This is a genomic window from Sphingomonas sp. JUb134 (assembly GCF_004341505.2).
Classification (GTDB): domain Bacteria; phylum Pseudomonadota; class Alphaproteobacteria; order Sphingomonadales; family Sphingomonadaceae; genus Sphingomonas.
In genome coordinates this window covers 279,349-301,760 of sequence record NZ_SLYP02000002.1, presented here as the reverse complement: position 1 = coordinate 301,760, position 22,412 = coordinate 279,349, and the positions used below count along the sequence as shown (strand labels likewise).

The 22,412-nt window shown below is 66.3% G+C and carries 24 protein-coding genes and 2 pseudogenes; 7 read left to right on the top strand and 19 right to left on the bottom strand.

All coding sequences use genetic code 11. The features are described from left to right. Positions 1-46: 46 nt before the first annotated feature. From EDF69_RS19980 to EDF69_RS17720, 3 genes and pseudogenes are all read left to right on the top strand, one after another. Positions 47-242 (top strand): annotated as a pseudogene (locus tag EDF69_RS19980) (hypothetical protein); the annotation flags it as partial. Next, complete coding sequence (locus EDF69_RS17725; protein ID WP_140159542.1) at positions 216-491, top strand: hypothetical protein; 276 nt, start codon at positions 216-218, stop codon at positions 489-491. The pseudogene EDF69_RS19980 and the gene EDF69_RS17725, both read left to right, overlap by 27 nt. Positions 492-835: 344 nt before the next feature. Then, the gene (locus EDF69_RS17720; protein WP_030541612.1) at positions 836-1,456 is read left to right on the top strand and encodes a response regulator transcription factor; all 621 of its coding nucleotides are present in this window, start codon (positions 836-838) and stop codon (positions 1,454-1,456) included. Positions 1,457-1,599: 143 nt separating this feature from the next. Here EDF69_RS17720 and EDF69_RS17715 read toward each other — a convergent pair whose 3' ends face one another. From EDF69_RS17715 to atpD, 10 genes are all read right to left on the bottom strand, one after another. Then, a complete protein-coding gene (locus tag EDF69_RS17715) occupies positions 1,600-3,366 on the bottom strand; it encodes an oleate hydratase (RefSeq protein ID WP_030541613.1) in 1,767 nt (588 codons plus the stop codon). Between the two features lie 79 nt (positions 3,367-3,445). Further along, positions 3,446-4,294, bottom strand: a complete 849-nt coding sequence (locus EDF69_RS17710; RefSeq protein ID WP_046408699.1) for a F0F1 ATP synthase subunit gamma — start codon at positions 4,292-4,294, stop codon at positions 3,446-3,448. After that, a complete protein-coding gene (locus tag EDF69_RS17705; protein WP_030541615.1) occupies positions 4,291-5,811 on the bottom strand; it encodes a F0F1 ATP synthase subunit alpha in 1,521 nt (506 codons plus the stop codon). Before EDF69_RS17705 ends, EDF69_RS17710 begins: the two co-directional genes overlap by 4 nt. Continuing rightward, positions 5,795-6,544 (bottom strand): F0F1 ATP synthase subunit B family protein, encoded by a 750-nt coding sequence (locus EDF69_RS17700; protein WP_030541616.1) that lies wholly within the window; start codon positions 6,542-6,544, stop codon positions 5,795-5,797. Before EDF69_RS17700 ends, EDF69_RS17705 begins: the two co-directional genes overlap by 17 nt. Position 6,545: 1 nt before the next feature. Then, complete coding sequence (locus tag EDF69_RS17695) at positions 6,546-6,788, bottom strand: F0F1 ATP synthase subunit C (RefSeq protein WP_046408697.1); 243 nt, start codon at positions 6,786-6,788, stop codon at positions 6,546-6,548. Further along, positions 6,785-7,486 carry a F0F1 ATP synthase subunit A gene (locus EDF69_RS17690; RefSeq protein WP_030541618.1) on the bottom strand — a complete coding sequence of 234 codons (702 nt, stop codon included), beginning with the start codon at positions 7,484-7,486 and terminating at the stop codon, positions 6,785-6,787. Before EDF69_RS17690 ends, EDF69_RS17695 begins: the two co-directional genes overlap by 4 nt. Continuing rightward, positions 7,483-7,749, bottom strand: a complete 267-nt coding sequence (locus EDF69_RS17685) for an ATP synthase subunit I (RefSeq protein WP_017501319.1) — start codon at positions 7,747-7,749, stop codon at positions 7,483-7,485. Before EDF69_RS17685 ends, EDF69_RS17690 begins: the two co-directional genes overlap by 4 nt. Then, positions 7,746-8,021: an AtpZ/AtpI family protein gene (locus EDF69_RS17680; RefSeq protein ID WP_030541619.1), complete on the bottom strand. Its 276-nt coding sequence runs from the start codon at positions 8,019-8,021 to the stop codon at positions 7,746-7,748. The genes EDF69_RS17685 and EDF69_RS17680 overlap by 4 nt, the downstream gene beginning before the upstream one ends. Then, a complete protein-coding gene (locus EDF69_RS17675) occupies positions 8,018-8,428 on the bottom strand; it encodes a F0F1 ATP synthase subunit epsilon (RefSeq protein WP_030541620.1) in 411 nt (136 codons plus the stop codon). Before EDF69_RS17675 ends, EDF69_RS17680 begins: the two co-directional genes overlap by 4 nt. Further along, positions 8,425-9,837: a F0F1 ATP synthase subunit beta gene (gene atpD, locus EDF69_RS17670; RefSeq protein WP_046408695.1), complete on the bottom strand. Its 1,413-nt coding sequence runs from the start codon at positions 9,835-9,837 to the stop codon at positions 8,425-8,427. The genes EDF69_RS17675 and atpD overlap by 4 nt, the downstream gene beginning before the upstream one ends. A gap of 275 nt (positions 9,838-10,112) precedes the next feature. Between atpD and EDF69_RS17665 the strand changes: the two genes are divergently transcribed. Further along, a complete protein-coding gene (locus EDF69_RS17665) occupies positions 10,113-10,532 on the top strand; it encodes a hypothetical protein (protein ID WP_017501314.1) in 420 nt (139 codons plus the stop codon). A gap of 27 nt (positions 10,533-10,559) precedes the next feature. On the opposite strand, the pseudogene fabI reads toward EDF69_RS17665, so the two are convergent. The 9 genes and pseudogenes from fabI to copC all read right to left on the bottom strand — a co-directional run bounded on the left by fabI (position 10,560) and on the right by copC (position 20,966). Next, positions 10,560-11,333, bottom strand: a pseudogene (gene fabI, locus EDF69_RS17660) (enoyl-ACP reductase FabI). Further along, complete coding sequence (locus EDF69_RS17655) at positions 11,330-12,520, bottom strand: acetate/propionate family kinase (RefSeq protein WP_132884341.1); 1,191 nt, start codon at positions 12,518-12,520, stop codon at positions 11,330-11,332. The pseudogene fabI and the gene EDF69_RS17655 overlap by 4 nt, the downstream one beginning before the upstream one ends. Continuing rightward, positions 12,513-13,940: a bifunctional enoyl-CoA hydratase/phosphate acetyltransferase gene (locus EDF69_RS17650; RefSeq protein ID WP_030541622.1), complete on the bottom strand. Its 1,428-nt coding sequence runs from the start codon at positions 13,938-13,940 to the stop codon at positions 12,513-12,515. Before EDF69_RS17650 ends, EDF69_RS17655 begins: the two co-directional genes overlap by 8 nt. Before the next feature lie 3 nt (positions 13,941-13,943). After that, positions 13,944-15,665, bottom strand: coding sequence for a PHA/PHB synthase family protein (locus tag EDF69_RS17645; RefSeq protein ID WP_132884348.1), 1,722 nt, complete (start codon positions 15,663-15,665; stop codon positions 13,944-13,946). A 403-nt stretch (positions 15,666-16,068) separates the two neighbouring features. Continuing rightward, entirely contained in the window at positions 16,069-16,467 is a 399-nt protein-coding gene (gene cueR, locus EDF69_RS17640; protein ID WP_007406402.1) for a Cu(I)-responsive transcriptional regulator, read from the bottom strand. After that, positions 16,464-18,821 (bottom strand): heavy metal translocating P-type ATPase, encoded by a 2,358-nt coding sequence (locus tag EDF69_RS17635; protein ID WP_004206948.1) that lies wholly within the window; start codon positions 18,819-18,821, stop codon positions 16,464-16,466. The genes cueR and EDF69_RS17635 overlap by 4 nt, the downstream gene beginning before the upstream one ends. Before the next feature lie 107 nt (positions 18,822-18,928). Further along, entirely contained in the window at positions 18,929-19,603 is a 675-nt protein-coding gene (locus EDF69_RS17630; protein ID WP_017501308.1) for a class I SAM-dependent methyltransferase, read from the bottom strand. 36 nt (positions 19,604-19,639) lie between these two features. Further along, positions 19,640-20,584, bottom strand: a complete 945-nt coding sequence (gene copD, locus EDF69_RS17625) for a copper homeostasis membrane protein CopD (RefSeq protein ID WP_007406374.1) — start codon at positions 20,582-20,584, stop codon at positions 19,640-19,642. A gap of 4 nt (positions 20,585-20,588) precedes the next feature. Further along, complete coding sequence (gene copC / locus EDF69_RS17620) at positions 20,589-20,966, bottom strand: copper homeostasis periplasmic binding protein CopC (RefSeq protein ID WP_007406420.1); 378 nt, start codon at positions 20,964-20,966, stop codon at positions 20,589-20,591. A gap of 132 nt (positions 20,967-21,098) precedes the next feature. On the opposite strand from copC, the gene EDF69_RS17615 reads away from it, so the two are divergent. Genes EDF69_RS17615 through EDF69_RS17605 form a run of 3 tightly spaced genes read left to right on the top strand, consistent with a single transcriptional unit; the run spans position 21,099 to position 22,371 of the window. Next, positions 21,099-21,371, top strand: a complete 273-nt coding sequence (locus EDF69_RS17615) for a hypothetical protein (protein WP_007406394.1) — start codon at positions 21,099-21,101, stop codon at positions 21,369-21,371. Next, positions 21,371-21,808, top strand: a complete 438-nt coding sequence (locus EDF69_RS17610; RefSeq protein WP_025550099.1) for a periplasmic heavy metal sensor — start codon at positions 21,371-21,373, stop codon at positions 21,806-21,808. Before EDF69_RS17615 ends, EDF69_RS17610 begins: the two co-directional genes overlap by 1 nt. Continuing rightward, positions 21,805-22,371, top strand: coding sequence for an RNA polymerase sigma factor (locus EDF69_RS17605; RefSeq protein ID WP_030541625.1), 567 nt, complete (start codon positions 21,805-21,807; stop codon positions 22,369-22,371). Before EDF69_RS17610 ends, EDF69_RS17605 begins: the two co-directional genes overlap by 4 nt. Positions 22,372-22,412 lie beyond the last annotated feature (41 nt).

Genomic DNA, 22,412 nt, shown 5'->3' with positions numbered 1-22,412 from the left:
GAACTTCGCTTTCGGAGAAAGTCGCGGCAGGAAAGGAGGATATGTCATGTCGCACACACGCTCTTTCCTTGATCCCTTCATCGTTGCTCGGACCCGCAGCTTGAGCCCGAAGTGAAGCCCGCCATCCTTGCATCCTGGGCGTCCGATCGCTCCGCCGTCGAGGGCCAACCGGCCCTCCGTCGCCCGCCAGCATCCCGGTGCCGGTCGACGATGTGATGGCAGCGCTGCGCTGGCTCGATCGCGCTGAGCGCGGCGCGGGCCTGGCATCCTTGGTTCGTCAGGAACAACCCGGTATCGGTGCCATCCTCGCCGGGAATATCGAAACTGCGACACGGAAGGCGGGCGATCTCTGCGATGATCAGCCTTCGATCTCAAAACCCTATGATCACCGGTTCGTGCTGAATCGGATTCGCCGTGCCGTAGCGGCGCGCGAGCGGAGCTGCGATCCGCCCCGGACATCGGCGTTACGGCGCGCTGCTGACACAGAATAGCGATTATCAGCTTCTTGCCATGACAACATGACGCGTCGAGCTTAGGAGCAACCAGCGCGCTCATCCCCCAAGAGGCGTGCCCACTCCCGGCGGCAGCGTCTTGCGGCGCCTTGCCGCCGGGAGACCAGAGGGAGCGCCGCCCCGTTCGCAAGAGCGGTCATCTCGCAAAGTTCGGCACATGATGCCGGGTCGCTTACCCCCCTCTCGCCGAGCACCTGCCTTGCCTGTTGTGATGCGGCGGTATTTCGGCCTTGACCTTGGACCATGGTCCTACCCGTAGAAGGTCTCCCCTTTGAAGCTGTGCCCGCTGGGGTGCGCAGCAATGCCAACACGTCCGGGGGGCCATGGAGAGCAAGCGCGTCGTTCATGTCATTGATGACGAAGAAACAATCAGGAAAGCTGTAGGATTCACATTAAGGACAGCGGGATTTGCCGTCGAGACCTATGGCTCGGGAGTCGACTTTCTGAAAATTGCAGATGAAGCTGAAAGAGGTAGCATCGTTCTCGACATGCACATGCCGGACATGAACGGTCTACAGGTTCAGGCAGCGCTGACGCAGATGGATATAAGCATGCCAGTCGTGATGCTGACCGGCAACGGAGACATTGCGCTTGCTGTCCAAGCGATGAAGGCGGGTGCTGTCGATTTCCTGGCCAAACCTATCGAACGGGCGCTGCTGCTCGATGCGATAGACCGAGCGTTCGCGCGCATCGACACGGCCGAGGGGCGCGCTCTCGAAGAAGCCGAGGCATGCCGACAGGTCGATCTACTGACACCGCGCGAACGGGATGTTCTCGAAGGCCTTGCGCAAGGCCTTCCGAACAAGACCATCGCCTATGATCTGGGCATTTCTTCACGGACGGTCGAAGTCCATCGCGCGAGCATCATGTCCAAGCTTGGAGTCCGTACCCTTGCCGAAACCTTGCGGATCGCCTTTGCGGCTGGAATGGGAAGGCCGCTGTAGGTAAAGGCGGCCAGGGCTGCTGCGGTTGAATCTCTGCGTGTCACCTGATGGCGCGGACATAGTGCCTGCCGGGATGCATCGACGTTGTTCATCAGCTTTTGGCGGAATTTTCGTGAGCCCAGGCGAAGGGTCGCGCTTGATTGCTATCGCGAAAGGAGATGAAACTCTTCCAACAGCTGGGCGATCTCTGTGCCTTCAAGCTTCTTCATCAACAGCTTGCGCAGGAAGGACGGGCCGGGAATGTCGATCCCTTTGCCATCCCTGAGCGGCCCGATTGTGGCCAGAAGCGTGCGGATATCATAGGTTGAGTTGAACACTTCCGGCACGCCGCGTTCGACCTTCATCAGCGTGTAGACGGCCTCCATCGGCGTGCGCACCGAATATTCCGTCGTGAAGATACAATCACGCTGCTTCGACTCGGCAAACTGGCCGACAAAGGCGAAGTTGACCGCGCCCTCGGGCACCACGTCCGGCCGGTCGCCGGCCTGGCGCGGCATGAAGAAGGCGGTGATGTAGGGCATCATCACCGGCACGGTCGTCGCCCCCGTCGCGGCGAGCCCAGGAATATCCTCGACCGGCACGCCGAGATGATAGAGCCATTCTTGCGTGATCTCCTCGCCCGTACAGTCCTGCATCGGCTTCTTCACATAGTCGCCGGGTCGGTCGACGAACAAGGCATAGAACCAGGCGACGATCTGGTCCTTCGGCTGCTTCCTGAAGTGGGGTTGCCGGCTCACCGTCCAGCTCAGCAGCCAGCTCGAGTCCTTGACCGTGATGATGCCGCCGGTCACCACCGTGCCGCTGAACGGATCGCGCCTGGCGATCTTGCGAATGTACGCCGGAATGCGCGCGTCGAGCGTGGTGATGGTCGCCGACGCCCATTTGGTTTCCGGGATATGGGATCCAAACACGTCGGGACGACCAAAGGCCGGGTCCTTGGCCGCGATCCGGCGCCACAGGTCCCAGGCCGGCGCCGGCCCCTCATTCAGCCTGGCCGGTGTATGATGATCGCCATTGTCGGAATTCTCGGTCAGCGATCCGATGGTGATGAAGACGAGGTCGTCGGCGCCGAGATCGACGCCGCCTTCGACCCCGTTTTCGATCCAGGCAATCCGGGTCGCCTGTTTGCGGCCGGGCCGGATGTCGAAATCGACGTCGGTGACCTCGACGCCGTAGCGAAACCTGACGCCGCGATCCTGCAGCCAGTTGACCAGCGGCAGGACCATCGATTCATATTGATTGTAGCGGTTGAACTTGAGTGAGGAGAAATCCGCCAGACTGCCGATATGGTGGATGAAGCGATGGAGATAGAGCTTCATCTCAAGCGCGGAATGCCATTCCTCGAAGGCGAACATGGTGCGCCAGTAGAGCCAGAAGTTGCTCCTGAGGAAATCATCGCCGAAGACTTCGTTGATCCGCTTGTTCTCCATCTCCTCCCGCGTCGCGAGGAAGACGGAGATCAGATCTCTTCGCGCGCGATCGCTGAGTGTCAGCAAAGCCTTGTCAGGCACATCCTGGCCCTGGTTCTGCGTGACGCGCTGCAGCGAAAAATTCGGATCGTCCTTGTTGAGCCGGTAGAATTCGTCGAGCACACTCGCATCCTCGATCTCCAGCGAAGGGATCGAGCGATAGAGATCCCAGAGGCATTCGAAATGCTCCTCCATCTCGCGCCCTCCGCGGATGACGAACCCCTTTTCGGGGACGTCGAGGCCGTCGAGCGCGCCGCCGGGAACATGCAGCTCCTCAAGGATGGTAATACGCTCGCCGGCGACGCCGCCGTCGCGGATCAGGAACGCCGCGCCCGCTAGTCCCGCAAGACCCGAGCCGACGAACCAGGCCGTCTTCCTGTCAGCGCCCTCAGGTTTGCGGGGGCGCACGAAAGCTTCGTAGTTTCCGCTACTATAGTGCATGGCGAACTCCCTCTTCGATCCCGACGACAATGGCGGTTCTGCGGTTTCTTGCTGAACAGCAGAAGTGCCTGCCCTGCATTCATTCTCGCCGATGTCGCCCGCCGCTCAGTTCGACGACTTCACTGGTGATCTGATCCTGACGCGTGAGGCGCTCCTCGAGGCGCAGGGCCTCGCCCTTGCGATCGATGTGGCTGCGGGCGGTCGCCATGGTGCGCAGCCGTGCCTCATTCTCGGCGACGAACGTCTCGACCGCAGCCGCGCAGATCTGGGCGAAGACATATTCCGCGGTCAGGTCGCCGATAAGGTCCGCCGCGTTGATATTGACGAGCGGCGGCAAATCCGCCGTGGACGCGGGGAAAGTGTCGAGGTCGAGCGGCAGGAGGCTCGCGCGCACGATCGAGACGCCCTTGCCGCTGCTCCAGACCGGATAAGCCATGGTGATGGGCACCGCGCCGGTCTCGTCCAGATAGTCGTACAGCGCGTCGATGATGCTTGTCGCGAGTGCGGGCAGCGCATCGGCCTTGCTCGGCATGCTCGCGCTCCATGCGATGCGCAGACCGCGCTCGGTCGCAAGCGTGGCCGTGCGCGCGCCAATCAGAAGAATATGCCTGTCCTGCATGTCGGCCGCGGCGCCGTCGAGCAGCTGCTCCGGAAAGGCCCCGGCAAAGCCTTGCTCCGCACCGAACAGGATAAGGCCGCCTCTCGCACCACCGACCGCCCGCGCCGGAAAACGCGCCAGTGGCTCGTCAAGGCGGCGCGCCTGGCCAATGGCGGTGCGGGCGGTCTCCGCATAGCGTCGCACCGCGGGCAGCAGCGCGCGCGCCTGCTGCGCCCGCTGCGCGGCGATGCCCTGCATGGCGTTGACCACCGCACCGAGCTGGCGGACGGTCTCGATCCGGTGGCCGATCTCGGCGAGGCGATCGCTCATGATGCAGAACCGGCCGGCTGGCTTTCGATCAGCGCTTTCACCGTCGTTATCAGAGCGGACCGCTGCGCGGTGTCGATCTGTCCAGTCCGCTCGATCTGCGCGCATAGATCGGGGACGTGATCGTCGATCCAGGCGGGCAGCCGCGCGCGGAGCGACGGTATCTCCGAGACCACCATGCCATCGAGCAACCCTTCGCCGAGCGCCACGGCCAGCGCCACCTGGTCGACGACCCGTAGGGGACTCGACAGCGGTTGCACGAGCAAGGCGCGCAAGCGCTTGCCCCGTTCGATCTGGGCGCGGACACGCGGCTCGGGCTGCTCGCCGAAGCGGGTGAACATCTCGAGCTCGAGGAACTGCGCATAGTCGAGGCGCATGGTCCCGCTCGCGTCGCGCAGGACGCGAAGCTGCGTCTTGCCGCCGACCCGGCTCACGCTCGTGCCCACGTCGATGGCGGGCTTGTGCCCCTGCGCGAACAGCTTCGCGTCGAGAATGATCTGACCGTCGGTGATCGAGATCAGATTGGTCGGAATATAGGCGCTGACGTTGCCGGCATCGGTCTCCGCGATCGGCAGAGCCGTGAGCGAACCGCCCCCCTTCTCCGTCGAGAGACGCGCCGCACGTTCGAGCAGGCGGGAATGGAGGAAGAAGACGTCGCCTGGATAGGCCTCGCGCCCGGGCGGCTGTCCGATCAGCAGGGCGATCTCGCGATGGGTCGCGGCATGCTTGGTGAGATCGTCGAGCACCACCACCGCATGGCCGCCACCATCCCGAAAATACTCGGCCATCGTGAAGCCCGCGAACGGCGCGATCCATTGCAGCCCCGGCGCCGCGGCGGGGCTCGCCACGACGAAGATGGTGCGATCCGGCGCGCCATGCCGCCGCACCTGATCGACCACGCGCGCGACCGCCGAGCTTTTCTGGCCGATCGCGACATAGACGCAGATCATGTCGCTGGTGCGCTGGTTGATGATCGTGTCGACCGCGAGCGCCGTCTTGCCGGTGGCGCGGTCACCGAGAATGAGTTCGCGCTGCCCCCGGCCGATGGCGAACATCGCATCGATTGCGAGCGTGCCGGTCTGCACCGGCTGGACGACGAGGTCGCGTTCGATGATCGCCGGCGCCGGCCGTTCGACAGGATCGAAGCGCCTGGCCCGGATCGGCGCGCCCCCATCGAGCGGACGGCCGAGCGGATCGACGACTCGGCCAAGCAATGCCTCGCCAACCGGCACGCGCACCACCTCGCCCGAGCCGGTTACGGTGTCTCCTGCCTCCACCTGTGCGGCATCGTCGAGCAGCACGCAGCCAATCCGGTCCCGGTCGAGCGTGTGGACGAATCCGGTCTGGCCCCGGGCGAGATAGAGCAATTCGTCGAGGCGCGAGTCCGGAAGGCCCGAGACCATGGCAACGCCGTCGCCGATCGATTCCACCCGGCCAATTGCATCGACACGCGGCCCGAGATTGGCGCGCGCGATGCAGCTCTGGGCCTGCGTCAGCCAGTCTTCAGGCGATCCGGGCATGATTGTCCTCATTGAGGCTCTCCACCATGGCGTCGAGATCGGCGCGCCAGCTGTTGCGCACGACGGCGTGGGGCGTGCGAAGCTCCGCGCCGGCGATGAGATCTGGATCGACCGCGAAGATCGGGGTCGCGGTATCCGGCAGGATTTCGCCAAGCGCGCGCGCTACCTGCGTCTGCAGATCGGCCGTCAGCGGCGCGGGCGTCGCGACGGTGACGGGCCCGGCGGCCGCCAGGCTGAGGCGATCCGCCTCGGAAAGGTCCCCGAGCCGCGCCTTGAGCGCGTCGACCATGGCCTGCACCGTCTGCTCGGGCGGGAGACGAGCGAGCAACGTGCCTGCCATCGAGGCGGCGAGGCTCGCTGCCTTTTCCCGCCACTGCGCCGCCACCCGCCCGCGTTCGGCATCGATCGCCGCATGGCCTTGCTCGACGACGGCGTCCGCCTCGAGCCTGGCCTGCGCGAGGAGGCGCTGGCGCTCCGCTTCGGCCTCGGTCCGGATCTCGGCGCGGCGAGCCGCCGCATCCGCGACGAAGCCGTCATTCTGCGTCTTGAGCGCCTGCGCTTCGGCCTGTGCCCGGTCCTTTGCCTCCCGCGCTTCGTCGAGCAGCGCCTGGGCCGATGCCTGGCGGGCAGCGATGGCATCCATCACCGGACGGAACAGGAAGCGTCCGAGCAGCCACACGAGGATGAGGACATTGACCGCCTGCAGCGCGAGCGTCCACCAGTCGATCCGCATGTCAGGCGAACGGGTTGGCGAAGAGCAGCAGCAGCGCGATCACGAGGCAGTAGATCGCCATCGTCTCGATCATCGCGAGGCCCACGAACAGCGTGCGCGAGATGGTGTTGGCGGCTTCGGGCTGGCGCGCGATCGCGTCCATCGCGGCGGCGACGGCCCTGCCCTGCCCGAGCGCCGGGGCGATTGCGCCGATCGAGATCGCGAAAGCGGCGCCGAGGATGCTGGCGAGATGGATCCAGTTCATGCGGGGGACTCCTGTTTGGATGGCGGGCGGGCGCCGTTCTCGCTGATAGCGCTGCCGATAAAGACCATGGCGAGCGCGCCGAAAATGTAGGCCTGGACCGCGCCGGTCAGCATTTCGAGCGCCATCAGCGGGATCGGGACGAGCAGCCCGGCCAGGCTCAGCACGACGCCGATCATGAAGACACCGCTCATGACGTTGCCGAACAGGCGCACCATCAGCGAGAAGCTGCGGGTGAAGAGCTCGACGATATTGAGCGGGGCGAGCAGGATCGAGGGGCGCGCGAAGGTCGCGAGATAGGCCCTGGGCCCGAGCGCGCGGACGCCGAACCAGAGCGTCGCGCCGAAGACGATCAGCGCCAGCGCCGCGTCGGTTTCGAGGGTCGCGGTCGGCGGCTCGACGCCGGGGATCAGCGACGACCAGTTGGCGACCAGCAGGAACAGGAACAGCGTGCCGATCAGCGGCAGATAACGCCGCGGCTCCGCCTCCATCGTCTCGCGGATCTGGCCGGCGACGGTCTCGACGACCAGCTCGAGCGCCGCTTGGGCTCGGGTTGGGCGTAACGCAAGGCGGCGGGTCAGCAGCCAGCTTCCGATTGTAAGGACGGCCATGATGCCCCAGGTCGTGGCGACCGGCTGGCTGATCGGCACCGGACCGATCGCGAACAGCACATGGCTTTCAAGTGGTGACGCGAATATCATCGGGCGCCTCCGAGCCGGTGGAGCATGATCTGGCGCCCGCCCATGAAGCCGGTTGTTGCGGCAAGAAGCGCCGGCCACCCTTGCCGGCTGGCGATGACAAGAACCAGAATAGTGACGGCGAGGCGCCCGAGCCTGAGCAGGATCGCGCGCGATGCCGGGCCGCCATGGGTGACGAGGTCGGCTTCTCTGGCGATGGCCGCGAAATGGGCGAGGCCGACCGCAAATCCGAGGGCCAGGAACAGAATGGGGGAGAGCTGGCTCATTGCCGGTGCATCCAGCGCCAGCCCGACCAGCAGCCGAGGGCGAGCCCGACGAGCAGGAGCGGCGCGGTCCAGAAGATGCCGCTATCCAGCCGGTGGTCGAGCCAGCGGCCGATCGCGAGACCGACCAGCGCGGGCAGGACGATCTGCCAGCCGAGCACGCCGATCTGGCCGAGATTGCGGGCGACGGAAGGAAGCCGCTGCGCAAGCCGCCGCCGTTCCGCGCGGGTCCGGATGGCTTCGACGATCGGCTGCTCGGGCTTGTCCGTGCTCACAGGCCGATCTCCCGGCCACCACCCTGCAGGGCCTCGACCATATGGCGGATCGCCTGCATCCTGAGCTTCGCCGACGCGGTCCGTTCGGATCGTTCGCCCTCGTCGCGCTCGCGGTAGCGCGCGAGCACGTCATGCTCGAGCGTTCCAAGGTCATCGCCGACATGGCCTTCGCGCGTCGCGACCGCGACCTCCGTGCCGTGGCTCACGGTCAGAATGCCGTTGCGCACCGCGCAATAGCCGGGAGCGCCATCGGGGCCGCGCCAGGAGACGATCGAGACGCCAAGCGCGGTCAGGAAATCGGCATGGCCCGACAGGATGCCGAAACTGCCGCTGGCATCCTCGGCGCGAACCGACGCGACATCGGCGTCGACGAGGATCGCGGTCGGATCGGTGATGCGCAGCTTCATGCGCCCTGCCCCACGCGAGAGCGTGCCTCTTCAATATCGCCCACCATGTAGAAGGCGCTTTCGGGCCAGTCGTCGGTCTCGCCCGACAGGATGGCCGCGACGCCCTTCAGGGTATCAGCCAGCGCCACCGAGCGGCCGGCCTGTCCGGTGAAGGCCTGGGTCACCATGAAAGGCTGGGTCAGGAAGCGCTGGAGCCGCCGCGCCCTGCCGACGATCAGCCGGTCTTCGCGGCCCAGTTCCTCGATGCCGAGCAGCGAGATGATGTCCTGGAGCTCGCGATAATGCGCGATCGTCTCGCGGGCCTGCTGGGCGAGCGCGTAATGATGATCGCCCACGACCTGCGGATCGAGCAGGATCGACGAGGACCCCAAGGGATCGACCGCGGGATAGATGCCTTCGGCCGCCATGGCGCGCGAGAGCAGAATGGAACTGTCGAGATGGGCGGAGATGGCGGTGACTGCCGGGTCGGTGAAATCGTCGGCGGGCACATAGACCGCCTCGATCGCGGTCACCGCAGCCCCATGCACAGAGGCGATGCGCTCCTGCAGCGCGGCCACCTCGCTGGCCAGCGTCGGCTGATAGCCGACGCGCGAAGGCATGCGTCCAAGCAGGCCCGACACCTCGCTGCCGGCCTGGACGAAGCGGAACACATTATCCATGAGCAGCAGGACGTTGCGCTTCTGCTCGTCGCGGAAATGTTCGGCGATGGTGAGCGCGGTCAGCCCGACCCGCCAGCGCGCGCCCGGCGGCTCGTTCATCTGCCCGAAAACGAGCACGGTCTTGTCGATCACACCCGAGCCGCGCATGTCGGTGAGCAGCTCATGGCCCTCGCGCGATCGCTCGCCGATGCCCGCGAACACTGAGACACCCTCGTAGCGGGCGACCATCGCGTTGATGAGTTCCATCACCAGCACGGTCTTGCCCACCCCCGCGCCCCCGAACATGGCGGCCTTGCCGCCCTGGGCAAGCGGTGCGAGCAGATCGATGACCTTGATGCCGGTCTCGAACATCGCCGTCGCCGCGCTCTGCTCGTCGAGCGGTGGGGGTGCGCGATGGATCGGCCTCAATGGCACATCCGGTCCGAGCGGCGCGCCGCCGTCCCCCACCTGCCCGGTCGGCGTAAGGAGCCGCCCAAGAACCTTGTCTCCGACCGGAACCGCGATGGGTGCGCCCAAGGCCACCACGCCGACATTGCGCGCCAGACCGGAGGTCGGCTGAAGCGCGACGGCGCGGACGGTCCGATCATCAATATGGCTCTGCACTTCCGCGACCAGCGGGCCTGACGCCGCATCGATGCGCAGTGCTTCATTGACTGCGGGCAGCGGCCCTTCGTCGAACTCGACATCGAGGACGGGACCGCGCAGCGCCGCAATCCGGCCGAGCCTGGCTATGGACGGTATCACGCCCATGCCGGTTGCCGGGTCAGACCATAATCATGCCCGACCGTGCCGCGATCATGACGGGACGGGTAGAAGTCGCTGCCCGCGGGCACGACATGGACGACAAGCCAAAAGTGCATTGGCTGAGCGTCGCAGGCAAGCCGCAGATTCGGCATACGTAGAGTTACCGATTCTCTCTGATTCAGCCTCGCCGAATATCGGCGGCGCGACGCGATGAGCCTCAGGCCAGGGCTGCATGCCCGATACGCTGGAGCTTAGACGCGAAGAGAAAGGTTCATCGTCCCATGCCCTATCCGGTCGATCAACTTGCCGCGCTCGCCAAAGCGAATGTCGGCCTGATGCTGAAGCTCGCCGAAGTCGCCCGGAAAGGTGGCGAAGAGTCGCTCGAGGTCGGCAACCGCGCCGCCGGCCGCTTCGCCGAAGAGGCGCGTGCCTCGATTGCGGGCGCGACGGACAAGACGTCGGACGCCGGCGCGGTCAGCCCGGCCGGACCGCGGGCACTGTTCGAGGACATGGCCACGGTCCGCGAGCATATGATTGCCGGCACAAGATCGGCGTTCGAGGAATGGCAGCAGGCCTGGCAGGCCGTCGCGAGCGCTCCGACGGCTCCCGGGGCGCTGGATGCCTTTGCTGCCATTGTCGGACCATGGTTCGGGCAGAAAAGCCCGGGCGACGGCGAGAAGCAGGCCACCAGCGACAAATAGGATAGCCCCCGATCGCGGCGAGCCGCCCTAGCCGAGCAGGTGCTGACCGCCATCGACCGGAATGATCGTGCCGGTGATATGGCGGCCGGCATCGCTCACCAGGAAGGCGGCGAGCCCTCCGACATCCTCGATGGTCACGAGCTGGTGCTGCGGGACCGTCGCCGCGGCCCGTTCGAGCAGCTCGTCGAAGCGGTCGATGCCGCTGGCAGCGCGGGTCGCGATCGGGCCTGGCGAGATCGCATGGGCGCGAATGCCCTTGGGGCCAAGCTCAGCCGCGACATAGCGGGTCGCGCTTTCGAGGGCCGCTTTGACCGGCCCCATCAGGTTGTAGTGCTCGACCACCCGCTCCGACCCGTAGAAGGTGACGCACAGCAGGCAGCCGCCATCCGACATCAGCGGCTCGGCGAGACGCGCCATGCGCAGGAAGCTGTGGCACGAGACGTCCATCGCCAGCGCGAGGCCTTCGGCCGAGCTGTCGACGACGCGGCCGTGCAAATCCTCGTTCGGCGCGAAAGCGATCGAATGAAGCAGGAAATCGAGGCCGCCTTATTCGGACTTCACCCGCTCGAACAGGGCCTCCAGTTCGCCCGGCACCCGGACATCGCACGCGGCGAGCCATTCGACTCCCAGGGTCTCCGCGACGGGCGCCACGAGCGGCTCGGCCTTTCCGTTGAGATAGGTCGCCGCCAGTCTCGCGCCACAGTCGTGGAAGGCCTGGGCGCAGCCCGCCGCGATGCTCTGCGCGTTGGCGATGCCGATCACCAGGCCGCGCTTGCCAGTAAGATCGACGAGAGGTTTCATGGTTTCGGCTCCTCACGCAGAAGATCGGCGGTGTGGATGGCGATCATCCACTCCTCGTCGGTCGGGATGATGCGCACCGTGACACGGCTGAACGGCGCGCTGATGACCGACGCTCCGCGGAGATTCGCGTCCGTGTCGAGCGCCACGCCGAGCCAGCGGAGCCGATCGGCGACGCGGGCGCGGATTTCAGGCGCATTCTCGCCGATCCCGGCGGTAAACACGAAGCTATCGAGCCCCCCGAGCGAGGATGCGAGGGCGCCAGCCTGGCGCGCGATCTGCCAGACGAAGAGGTCGATCGCTTCCCCAGCGGCGGGCGTTTCGCTGCCGAGAAGCGCGCGCATGTCGCTCGATGTGCCGGACACGCCCAAAAGGCCGGACTCACTGTAGAGGAGATGCTCGACTTCGCGCGCCGTCATGCCCCTCTGCTGGAGAAGATAGAGCGCCGCGCCCGGGTCGAGCGCTCCGCACCGCGTGCCCATCACCAATCCGTCGAGTGCGGTGAACCCCATCGTCGTGTCGATGCTGCGCCCCCCGTCCATCGCACAGAGGCTGGCCCCGTTGCCGAGATGCGCGGCGATCGTGCGGCCACCGCCTGTATCGGGATCGATCAAACGCAGCTGCCGCGCGATATATTCGTAGGAGATGCCGTGAAAGCCGTAGCGCCGCATGCCCTCTTCGCCAAGCGCGCGCGGCAGCGCGAGGCGCGTCGCAACCGGGGGCTGGCCATGATGGAAGCCGGTGTCGAAGCAGGCGACTTGCAGCAGAGCGGGGCGCAGCCTGGAGACGGCGCGGACCGCGGCGAGATTATGGGGCTGATGCAATGGCGCCAGTGGGCAAAGCGCCTCGAGTGCGGCGAGGAGTGGCGCGTCGACCCGCGCCGGCGCTGAATAGTCGGCGCCCCCATGAACGATCCGATGTCCTACCGCGATCAGATCCTCGCCGACCGAAGCTTCGATCTCCCGCAGCAAATCCTTGAGCAGCGTCTCATGCGTGATCGTGACGTCTTTCGTCCAGCGCCGGTCGGCAAGGACATCCCCCTTCGCATCGCGCGCGATCAGGTGCGGCTCAAGGCCGATATTCTCGATCTTGCCGCTCGCCAGCAAAGAGGGCTCATCAGTGCCCGGCTCGGCGTAGAGCGCGAACTTAAGGCTCGACGAACCGGCGTTGAGGCACAGGATTTCAGCCATCGCGGCGCTGTCCCGCAACGCCGGGAGACGCCTTGGTTGCAGCCCGCGCCAGCAGCACCGCGAGCGCGCAGGAGGCGAGGCGCGTGCGCACGCTGTCTGCCCGGCTGGTGAGGATGATCGGAACGCGCCCGCCGAGCACCACGCCTGCGGCATCGGCGCCGCCCAGGAAGGTCAGCTGCTTTGCGAGCATGTTGCCGGCCTCCAGATTGGGCACCAGCAGGATGTCCGCCCGGCCGGCGACCGGCGAGACGATACTTTTGTCGCGCACGGCCGCCTCGCTGATCGCATTATCGAGGGCGAGCGGTCCATCGAGCAGCGCGCCTTCGATCTGGCCCCGGTCCGCCATCTTGCAGAGCGCCGCGGCATCCAATGTGGTGCGCATCCTTGGATTGACCGTCTCGACGGCGGCGAGGATCGCGACCCTGGGTTGTTCGATCCCGATCACATGGGCAAGGTCGATCGCGTTGCGCGCGATGTCGGCCTTGTCCTCAAGCGTCGGCTCGATGTTAATCGCGGCGTCGGTGATGATGAGCGGGCGCGGATAGCCGGGCACATCCATCACATAGGCGTGGCTGATCCTGCGTTCGGTCCGAAGGCCCATGTCGGACGATACGACCGCGCCCATGAGCTCGTCGGTATGAAGCGAACCCTTCATCAGCAGCGCGGCTTCGCCGGCCCGTACGCGCGCGACGGCTTCGGCGGCGGCGGCGTGGCTGTGCGGGACCCCGATCACCCGGAAGGCGGCAATATCGACACCGGCGTCCTTCGCCGCATTCGTCATACGCGCCGCAGGTCCGATGAGAATTGGAACGACGATGCCGGCGTCGGCGGCCTCAGCCACCGCGCGCATGGCGTCGGCGCTGCACGGATGGACCACGGCCGTGACGCACGCGGATCCGTCCTTGGCGCGCTCCATCAACTGGCGGAAGCGGTCGTGGCTGGCGATCCGCACGTCGGGAAGCGGCATGCGGGGCCGGCTGACTTTCTCGGTGGGCGCCTTGACCTCGGCCTGGCCGCTGATGACGGTCTCGCCCTTTTGGTTCACGCAGGCGCAGTCGAGAACGATGACATGATGCTCGGCGCGCTTCTGCGCGACGGTGACGCAGGCCGTGATGGTGTCGCCGACGCCCACCGGGCGGGTGAAGCGAAGCGATTGGCCGAGATAGATCGCACCGGGCCCTGGCAGCTCGGTTCCCAGGATCGCCGAGATGAGCCCCGCGCCCCACATGCCATGAGCGATGACCCTGTGGAACATGTCCGTTTCGGCATAGACAGGGTCGAGATGCGCCGGATTCACGTCGCCTGACACCGCCGCGAAGAGCTGGATGTCGTCGGCGGTCAGCGTGCGGGTGAGGCTGGCCGTGTCGCCGACGGCGATCTCGTCGAACGTGCGGTTCTCGATGAGGTTGGCGGTGGCCATGGCTCAGCGCTCCAGCACGTAGCGCCCGGGGGCATCACCGAGCGGCGGATAGTTCCGTTCGGGCGCGCCCATCGACGGTGGGGCGGCCGCCTTGCCCGAGTGCGATCCAAGCCATGAACTCCATTCCGGCCACCACGACCCTTCGCGCAGCTCGGCCCGCTCCAGCCAGGTATCGGGACCTGGCGCCGGGCCATCCTGCATCCGTGTCGCGACGCGAAAGTGGCGATGAGGATGCCCGGGCTCGGAGACGATCCCGGCATTGTGGCCACCGCTCGTCAGCACGAAGCGGATCTCCGCGCCCGTCAGCATGTGGAGCTTGTGGGTCGAGCGCCACGGCGCGACGTGGTCGGTTTCCGTGCCCACCATGAAGATCGGCATGCGCAGCCCCGAGAGCGAGACCGGGTGGCCGCCGGCCTCGTAGCGCCCTTCGGCCAAGTCATTGTCGAGGAACAAGCGCCGCAGATATTGCGCGTGCATGGCATAGGGCATGCGGGTGCCGTCGGCATTCCATGCAATGAGGTCGGTCATCGGCTCGCGCTCGCCCATGAGATAAGTCGAGAGGATGCGCGACCAGACCAGATCGTTGGATCGCAGCATCTGGAAGGCGCCGCCCATCTGACTGCTGTCGAGAAAGCCGCGCGCCCACATCATCGCATCGATCAGGTTGATTTCCGCCTCGTCGATGAACAGGCCAAGTTCGCCCGGCTCGCTAAACTCGGTCTGGGCGGCGAACAGCGTGACGCTCGCCAGACGCTTATCTTCATCGCGCGCCATCGCGGCCGCGGTGATGGCGAGCAGCGTGCCGCCGATACAATAGCCGGCCGCGTGGATCTTCTCGGTGCCGGTAATCGCCTGGATGACATCCACGGCGGCCATCGGCCCAAGCAGGCGATAATCCTCCATGTCGAGATCGCGGTCGGCGCTGTCGGGATTGTGCCAGGAGATGCAGAACACGGTGTAGCCCTGCCCTACCAGCCAGCGGATGAGCGAATTTTCCGGGGAGAGGTCGAGGATGTAATATTTCATGATCCATGCCGGCACGATCAGTATCGGCTCCGGACGCACCGTCTCGGTTGCGGGCGCATATTGGATCAGTTCCATGACCCTGTTGCGAAACACGACCTTGCCAGCCGTGGCTGCGACCTTCTCGCCGACCCGATAGGCCTCCGTGCCCGCTGCGGGCTCCCCGCGTACCAGGCGTTCCAGGTCGTCGCAAAAAAATCGCGCACCCTCGACAAGGCATTGTCCTCCGGTTTCGAGGATGCGCTGCTGGAGCACGGGGTTGGTCGGGATGAAATTGGTCGGGGACACCATGTCGAGCATCTGGCGGGTCGCGAACTCGACGATCGCTTCGTGGTGCCCGGTGACGCCGCTCACGCCGGTCGTCGCGGCATGCCACCATTGCTGCTGGAGCAGGAAGGCCTGCTCGATCAGGTCGAACGGATAGCGCTTCCAGGCTGCGTCGGCGAAGCGCCGATCCTGGGGCAGCGGATCGATCGCCGGCTCGGGATCGCTGCCGGATGCGCTGCGCATGGCATAGTCGGCGAGCCGCATCAGCTTGCGCCCGCCCTTGGCGGCGAGCTGCAGCTGCCTGCCTGGCGAGCAGAGAATGTGCGTCCACCAGTCGGAAAAAGACTGCGCCAAAGTGGCGGGCGACTGGCCTGAAGTCAGCTGCGCGATGGCGGCGAAGCTCGACCGATCCAGCGTCGTGGCCAGACCGTCCAACGGGTCAGGGATATTGCTTCGACTCTGCACATTTTCGCTCCTGCTGCGGTGCAACAAGCCCTGAAGCGCAGGAAGCCTCTGCGCACTCCGTAGTCCTACGGAGGGATTGCCTCGCATATGCCAGCCCCAGAAGTCAGAGCTCAGCACGACATTGCTGTATGAAAAGCGGCCAAATACGATCAGGAGGCTCAGTGCGGTCGCACGGGCGAGCCAGCTATCCCGCCGAACCAGTCCCGCAATACCGGCGAAAGGGTCTGCGGGTTGCCGCCGATATGGCGAAGATCCTCCGCCAGCAGTGGCGGGCGGACTGCGAGGAAATATATCGCGAGGCCCGTCGTGAGAATGCCAAGTGCGATCAGCACCCCGGCCGCCAGAGCGGGTCTGGTCCGAGAGGCGGCCGGCGCTAACATTTTCTGTCGAGACTCAGTTCGGCGATGATGGGACAATCTGGCCGCTCGTCGCCATGACAGCGCTCGGCGAGATCGACGAGGGTCTCGCGCAGGGTCGTCAGCGCTTCGGCCTTGCGCTGCAATTCCTCCGCCCGCGCCAACGCGACCCGCTTTACATCGGCGCTGCTGCGGCCCGTGTCGGCCCACAGGCCGAGCAGGGTCCGGATCTCCTCGATCGGAAAACCGAGATCGCGGGCATTGGCGATGAACCGCAGGCGATGGAGGTCACTCTCGCCATAGTCGCGATAACCCGCTCCCCGGCGCGGCGGCGCCGGGATGAGGCCGATCTTCTCATAATGGCGGATCATCCGCTCCGAGACCCCGCTTTGCTTCGACGCCTCCCCGATGTTCACAGCGCTTTCCGGTTGAGGCGCAGCGCGTTGGTGACCACGCTGACCGAGGAGAGCGCCATGGCGGCGGCCGCGATGATCGGCGAGAGCAGGATGCCGAACAGCGGATAGAGCGCGCCCGCCGCCACCGGCACCCCGGCGACATTGTAGATGAAGGCGAAGACCAGGTTCTGGCGGATGTTGGACATGGTCGCCTGGCTCAGCCGCCGTGCCCGCACGATGCCCATGAGATCGCCCTTGAGCAGCGTCACGCCCGCGCTCTCGATCGCGACGTCGGTGCCCGAGCCCATGGCAATACCGACATCGGCGGCAGCCAGTGCGGGGGCGTCGTTGACCCCGTCGCCGGCCATCGCCACCACGCGCCCCTCGCTCTTCAACCGCGCGACGACGGCACTCTTCTGGTCGGGCAGTACCTCGGCTTCGACATCGTCAATGCCGAGCCGCCTTGCCACCGCCTCTGCTGTGGTGCGGTTGTCGCCGGTCAACATCACCACGCGAATGCCTTCGGCCTTGAGTGCGGCCAGGGCCTCCGGCGTCGTCTGCTTCACGGGATCGGCGATTGCAAAGGCGCCGCCGACGGTGCCGTCGACGCCGATGAAGATCGCGGTGGCGCCATCCCGGCGCAGGGCGTCGGCCTGCTCCGCCAGCGCGTCGGTTGCTATGCCCTCTTCCGAGAGGAACCGCGCATTACCGAGCACGATCCGGCGGCCGTCGACGGTGCCGAGCGCGCCGCGTCCGGTGGGGGAATCGAAGTCGGTGACGTCGCTCGTGGGGATGCCGCGATCCTTGGCGGCCTCGACGATCGCCAGCGCGAGCGGATGCTCGGAGGCCCGCTCGACCGAGGCGGCAAGCCGCAGCAGTTCGGCTTCGTCGAAGCCGGGCGCCGGCACGATCTGGGTGACGGCAGGCCGGCCTTCGGTCAGCGTGCCGGTCTTGTCGACGACGAGCGTGTCGACTTTTTCCATATGCTCGAGCGCTTCGGCATTCTTGATGAGGACGCCGAGCCCGGCGCCGCGGCCAACCCCGACCATGATCGACATCGGCGTGGCGAGACCCAGTGCGCAGGGACAGGCGATGATCAGCACGGCGACCGCCGCAACCAGCCCGTAGGCGAAGCGCGGCTCGGGGCCCCAGATGCCCCAGGCGATGAACGCGACCACCGCGACCGCGATGACCACGGGCACGAACCAGCCCGACACCTGATCGGCCATGCGCTGGATCGGCGCGCGCGAGCGCTGCGCCTCGGCGACCATCTGGACGATGCGCGCCAGCATGGTGTCCCGGCCAACCTTGTCGGCGACGATAACGAGCGCGCCGGTCTGGTTGAGCGTGCCGCCGATCACCGTGTCGGCCTTGGCCTTGGTGACGGGCATGGACTCACCGGTGACCATCGACTCGTCGAGCGAGGAACGGCCGTCCTCGACCACGCCATCGACCGGCACCTTCTCGCCGGGACGCACACGCAGGCGGTCGCCGACCGCAACGAGATCGAGGCTGATTTCCTCTTCACTGCCATCGGAACCGATCCGGCGCGCGGTCTTTGGCGCAAGGTTAAGCAGCGCCTTGATCGCGCCCGAGGTCCGCTCGCGCGCGCGCAGTTCGAGCATCTGGCCGAGCAGCACGAGGACAGTGATCACCGCGGCCGCCTCGAAATAGACGGCAACCATGCCGTCCTCTCCGCGGAAGGCGGGCGGGAACAGCTGGGGCGCGAGCGTCGCGACGACGCTGTAGATCCAGGCGACCCCGGTCCCCATCGCGATCAGGGTGAACATGTTGAGGTTGCGGGTCTTGAGCGAGGCCCAGCCACGCTCGAAGAAGGGCCAGCCCGCCCAGAGCACGACGGGTGTCGCCAGCACGAACTGGATCCATACCGAGATCGACATCGGCACGAGGCGATGGATCGCGGGAAAGAGATGCGCGCCCATCTCGAGGATCAGCACCGGGAGGGCCAGCATCAGGCCGACCCGGAAGCGCCGTGTGAAATCGACCAGCTCATGGCTGGGGCCGCTGTCGGCAGTCACGGTCGCGGGCTCGAGCGCCATGCCGCAGATCGGACAGGATCCGGGATGGTCCTGCCGGATCTCTGGATGCATCGGGCAGGTCCAGATCGTGCCTTCGGGCGCCGCGACCGGCGGCGCTGGCGGGCCGAGATAGCGCTCGGGATCGGCGATGAATTTGGTCCGGCAGCCCGCGCTACAGAAATGATAGCGTTCACCGCCATGCTCGGCTTGATGCGCCGTGGTCGCCGGGTCGACGGTCATGCCGCAGACCGGGTCCTTGACGCCGGTCGCCGCTTTCGCGGCGCTGTGGCCGCCGCAGCAACCGCCGCCATGCGCCGCTCCATGTGTCTCGTTCATCGCCTTGCTCCTTTCGACGCCTGACGATCTAGGGTCTGACACCGTGTCAGGGTCAATACGTAATCGCCTAAGCGGACAAATCGGCGGGCCCGTTCGCCTGGCCGCCATCAGCCAAGGTCATTGGCAACCGTAAGGCCGTGGTCCTGCGCCGGTCGATGCGCCGTAAACAAGTCGATCGCGCCGGTGATGGTCAAAAGCCGAAACGTCTCGGCCACATGCCTGAAGCCGGCCGCCGCGATCAGGCCGGGGAGCACGCCGTCGGCATTGGGCCGGGTATCATCGATGCCATCGAGCCGCTGCACGGTCAGGCGGAAGGCAAGCCGCATGAAACCCTGCTGGCGGCCATAATCGGCGATCACCAGGCGCCCACCCGGGCGCAGCATGGCGAACATGGCGCGCAGGGTTGCCGCCTTCTCCCTGACCGGCATCTGATGCAGCACGAGACTCGACACGACAGCGTCGGCGGTACCCGGGGCCACGTCCCTGGCAAATCCCTGACGCCAGTCGATATCGGCCCGCCGCACAGCGGCCTTGTGCCGCGCGATGTCGAGCGCCTCGGCATCGGGATCGAGACCGATCACCTGCGTCCTGGGCTCGGCTTGCTTGAGCATCAGCGCGAAGCTGCCGGTGCCACAGCCGACGTCGACGACCGTCTCACCGGCTTTGGGCGCCAGGGCGGCGAGCATGGCGGCACGCCACCGCTTCTCCCGCGTCCACAGGCGGATCGCGCGATCATAGTCTTTCGTCGATCCGGTCCCGAGCGGCGGGGTGTAGGATTGCATTGGCTTCTCCCAACGCGAGGCGTCCGAAACGATAAGCTACATCGACATGGGCGGCGATAGTGTCCCCAGCCAGGCGACGAGCCCGAGAATGACGATCGCAAGACCGCCTTCGACGACGAGGCTCGCGCGCAGCAGCGCCTGCGCCCGTGGCGCGTCCTCTTCCTCGATCGCCTGCGCAAGTGCCGGGGTCAGGCGATAACGGTTGAGCGCGGCCAGGCCCAGCATGCCGGCGAACAGCAGCAGCTTGGCGATGAGCAGCAGGCCGTAGGTCGACTGCCCGAGCGAGGCGATGTTGCCCGGACCGACGAGGAACCAGCCGTTCACCGTCCCGGTCAGGATCAGCAGGGCGACGATGATCGTGCCGACGAGGGAGAAGCCCCGCAACGCTTCCTCGGCGAGCGTGACCCGGTCCATGTCTTGAGCGGCGAGATCGTCGGTTGCGAGCCTGGGAAGTACCAGCGCGAGGAATGCGGCAAGCGCGCCGACCCAGGCGCCGGCGGCGAGCAGATGGATGAGATCGGCCCCCAGTTGCAGCCAGCCCGCCTCGCCTTCGCCAGCCGCGCCATGCCCACTCCAGGCGAGGGTCGCGAGTGCGACCGCGCCTGCCAGAGTGGAGGCGATGAAGGCAGGACGGGATTGCCGGCGATAGAAGGGGATGGAGAGCAGAAGAACGAGGAGCGCGACGAGGCGCGCCTTCAGCGCCGTTCCCATGGACGTGCCGTTGAACAGCTCTGCGACCATGGAAAGATCAGGCTGGGTGAGCGGCAGCCCGGTCATGGCCGCTGCCTGCAACGCGAACCCCAGCGCCGACAGCAGGAGGGCGAGACAGGCGAGACCGGCCACCATTGCTACCATCGGCAGATGCCGCTGTACCATCCGGCCGCCGCCGGGCGCATAGAGCGCGAACAGCGGCAGGCCGAACAACAGGCCGAGATCGACGTAGAGCGCCCAGCGGACGGCGACGAGTGCCACGTCGTTCATGGCGTCACTTGACGGTAAAGGCGAGATTGCCCTGGATGCGGTGCGTGTCGGTCGAGACGACGTGCCAGGCGACCTGATAGCTGCCCGCCATGAGCGGCTTGGCGAGCGTCAGCACGAGCGTCTTGTCGCCTTCGACGGACGTCTTGAAGCCGGTTACCGCCATGCGGTGGTTGGGCATGCCGGGCATGCCGGTCATCACGATCTCGGCGCCCGACAGCTTCGGCATCAGACCTTCACTGAAGGTGAGCGTTATACGCGACGGCGCCGGGACGCTGGCGTTGGCGGCGGGCGTCGAGGACACGAGCTTGGGATGGGCGTAGGCCGGAGCCGAAACACTCAGGCCGACGGCGGCGATGGCTGCGAGCGGCGAAAAGAAGCGCATTTGGACATTCTCCTGTCAGTGACATGAGAGAATACGCAGCCGCGACCTGCACCCCTCGCAATTTTCTTTTTGTTCCCGGACAAGGGTTGCCGGACCATCCTGCGTATTGAGAAGTGAAGACGGAGAAACATCATGGACCACCTCGACGACATGCTCAGCCGGTTGCGGGAAGCGCCGCTCGATCCCCGGCTTGCCGGGCTGGACAGCCGCGTCATGGCCGAGATCGCCCGGCTCCAGGCCATGCCCCGCCTGAGCGCCACGACATTCGGTATCGCCGCGGCAGCAGCCTTGTTCCTGGGAATTGCCGGCTCGGCCGTGCCTGTGCGGTCGACCGAAGCCGGGCCGATATCGCCCTTTGACGCGCGGCTCGCGCTCGCTCCTTCGACGCTGCTGAGTTCACAATGATGCGCGACCGCCGGCTCCTGCTCCTCGTCCTGCTGACCTTTGCCGCGGCGATCGCCGGTGTGGTCATCGGCCGCGTCTATGTGGTTCCGGTGCGCCCGGTCGAAAATGAGTTGCACGACCTGCTCCATCGCGATCTGAAGCTGGACACCGCGCAACATAGCCGTCTCGAGACGATCGAGAAGAACTATGCGATCCGGCGTCAGGCACTGGAGGCCGAACTGCGCGCCGATAACGCGCGGCTCGCCGAGGCGATCGAGGCGGAGCATGGCTATGGTCCTCGGGTTGCAGGGGCGGTGGATCGCTCGCACCAGGCGATGGGCGCGCTGCAGAAGGAAACACTCGAGCATATCTTCGCGATGCGGGCCGTGCTGCGCCCGGATCAGACGGACAAGTTCGACGACGCCGTGGTGAAAGCGCTGACGGCCAAGTCCAAATGACCGCGTGCCTCCCCGACTGCTCGGACGGGGAGCTCGCGGCTCTGGCGCTTGGAGGCCGGCAAGCGGCCTATGGCGAGCTGGTCCGCCGGCATCAGGGCTGGGTGCACCGCCTCGTGCGCAGCCATGTCGGGAACCGCGACGAAGCGCTCGACGTGACCCAGGCGAGCTTCGTCGCCGCCTTCGCCGCACTCAACCGCTATGACGCTGCGCGACCTTTTCCGGTCTGGATGTCGCGGATCGTCATCAACAAATGCCATGACTGGCGCCGCCGCCGCGCGGTCCGCAACTTCTTCTCCCACGCGCTGGCGCTGGGGGAAGCCGAACATGTCGTCGACGAGGCGCCACTACCCGACCAGGCGATCGGCGCCGAGCAGCAGCTGGCAGAGGCCATGAAAGCGATCGCCGCCCTGCCCGCATCGCTCAAGGACACGCTCGTCTTGCGGACGATCGATGAGAAATCGGAAGCCGAAACCGCCGAGATTCTCGGCATCTCCCAGAAGGCGGTCGAAACACGCCTCTACCGCGCCCGGGCGCGCCTCGCGGAAATTTTGAAGAAAGTTTGAGGGGCACGCGGGCGGGCTGCGTATTTCCAGTAGGCCCGCCC

Excerpts from the sequence above, each read along its gene's own strand:
- EDF69_RS17635 (WP_004206948.1), bottom strand. The coding sequence starts at position 18,821 with ATGAACGAGACACATGGAGCGGCGCATGGCGGCGGTTGCTGCGGCGGC.
- EDF69_RS17720 (WP_030541612.1), top strand. The coding sequence starts at position 836 with ATGGAGAGCAAGCGCGTCGTTCATGTCATTGATGACGAAGAAACAATC.
- EDF69_RS17630 (WP_017501308.1), bottom strand. The coding sequence starts at position 19,603 with ATGCAATCCTACACCCCGCCGCTCGGGACCGGATCGACGAAAGACTAT.
- EDF69_RS17650 (WP_030541622.1), bottom strand. The coding sequence starts at position 13,940 with ATGGCCACCGCCAACCTCATCGAGAACCGCACGTTCGACGAGATCGCC.
- EDF69_RS17715 (WP_030541613.1), bottom strand. The coding sequence starts at position 3,366 with ATGCACTATAGTAGCGGAAACTACGAAGCTTTCGTGCGCCCCCGCAAA.
- EDF69_RS17710 (WP_046408699.1), bottom strand. The coding sequence starts at position 4,294 with ATGAGCGATCGCCTCGCCGAGATCGGCCACCGGATCGAGACCGTCCGC.
- EDF69_RS17700 (WP_030541616.1), bottom strand. The coding sequence starts at position 6,544 with ATGCGGATCGACTGGTGGACGCTCGCGCTGCAGGCGGTCAATGTCCTC.
- EDF69_RS17705 (WP_030541615.1), bottom strand. The coding sequence starts at position 5,811 with ATGCCCGGATCGCCTGAAGACTGGCTGACGCAGGCCCAGAGCTGCATC.
- EDF69_RS17725 (WP_140159542.1), top strand. The coding sequence starts at position 216 with ATGGCAGCGCTGCGCTGGCTCGATCGCGCTGAGCGCGGCGCGGGCCTG.
- EDF69_RS17615 (WP_007406394.1), top strand. The coding sequence starts at position 21,099 with ATGGACCACCTCGACGACATGCTCAGCCGGTTGCGGGAAGCGCCGCTC.
- copD (WP_007406374.1), bottom strand. The coding sequence starts at position 20,584 with ATGAACGACGTGGCACTCGTCGCCGTCCGCTGGGCGCTCTACGTCGAT.
- EDF69_RS17690 (WP_030541618.1), bottom strand. The coding sequence starts at position 7,486 with ATGATATTCGCGTCACCACTTGAAAGCCATGTGCTGTTCGCGATCGGT.
- copC (WP_007406420.1), bottom strand. The coding sequence starts at position 20,966 with ATGCGCTTCTTTTCGCCGCTCGCAGCCATCGCCGCCGTCGGCCTGAGT.
- EDF69_RS17665 (WP_017501314.1), top strand. The coding sequence starts at position 10,113 with ATGCCCTATCCGGTCGATCAACTTGCCGCGCTCGCCAAAGCGAATGTC.
- EDF69_RS17655 (WP_132884341.1), bottom strand. The coding sequence starts at position 12,520 with ATGGCTGAAATCCTGTGCCTCAACGCCGGTTCGTCGAGCCTTAAGTTC.
- EDF69_RS17675 (WP_030541620.1), bottom strand. The coding sequence starts at position 8,428 with ATGAAGCTGCGCATCACCGATCCGACCGCGATCCTCGTCGACGCCGAT.
- EDF69_RS17605 (WP_030541625.1), top strand. The coding sequence starts at position 21,805 with ATGACCGCGTGCCTCCCCGACTGCTCGGACGGGGAGCTCGCGGCTCTG.
- EDF69_RS17685 (WP_017501319.1), bottom strand. The coding sequence starts at position 7,749 with ATGAGCCAGCTCTCCCCCATTCTGTTCCTGGCCCTCGGATTTGCGGTC.
- EDF69_RS17610 (WP_025550099.1), top strand. The coding sequence starts at position 21,371 with ATGCGCGACCGCCGGCTCCTGCTCCTCGTCCTGCTGACCTTTGCCGCG.
- EDF69_RS17695 (WP_046408697.1), bottom strand. The coding sequence starts at position 6,788 with ATGAACTGGATCCATCTCGCCAGCATCCTCGGCGCCGCTTTCGCGATC.
- atpD (WP_046408695.1), bottom strand. The coding sequence starts at position 9,837 with ATGGGCGTGATACCGTCCATAGCCAGGCTCGGCCGGATTGCGGCGCTG.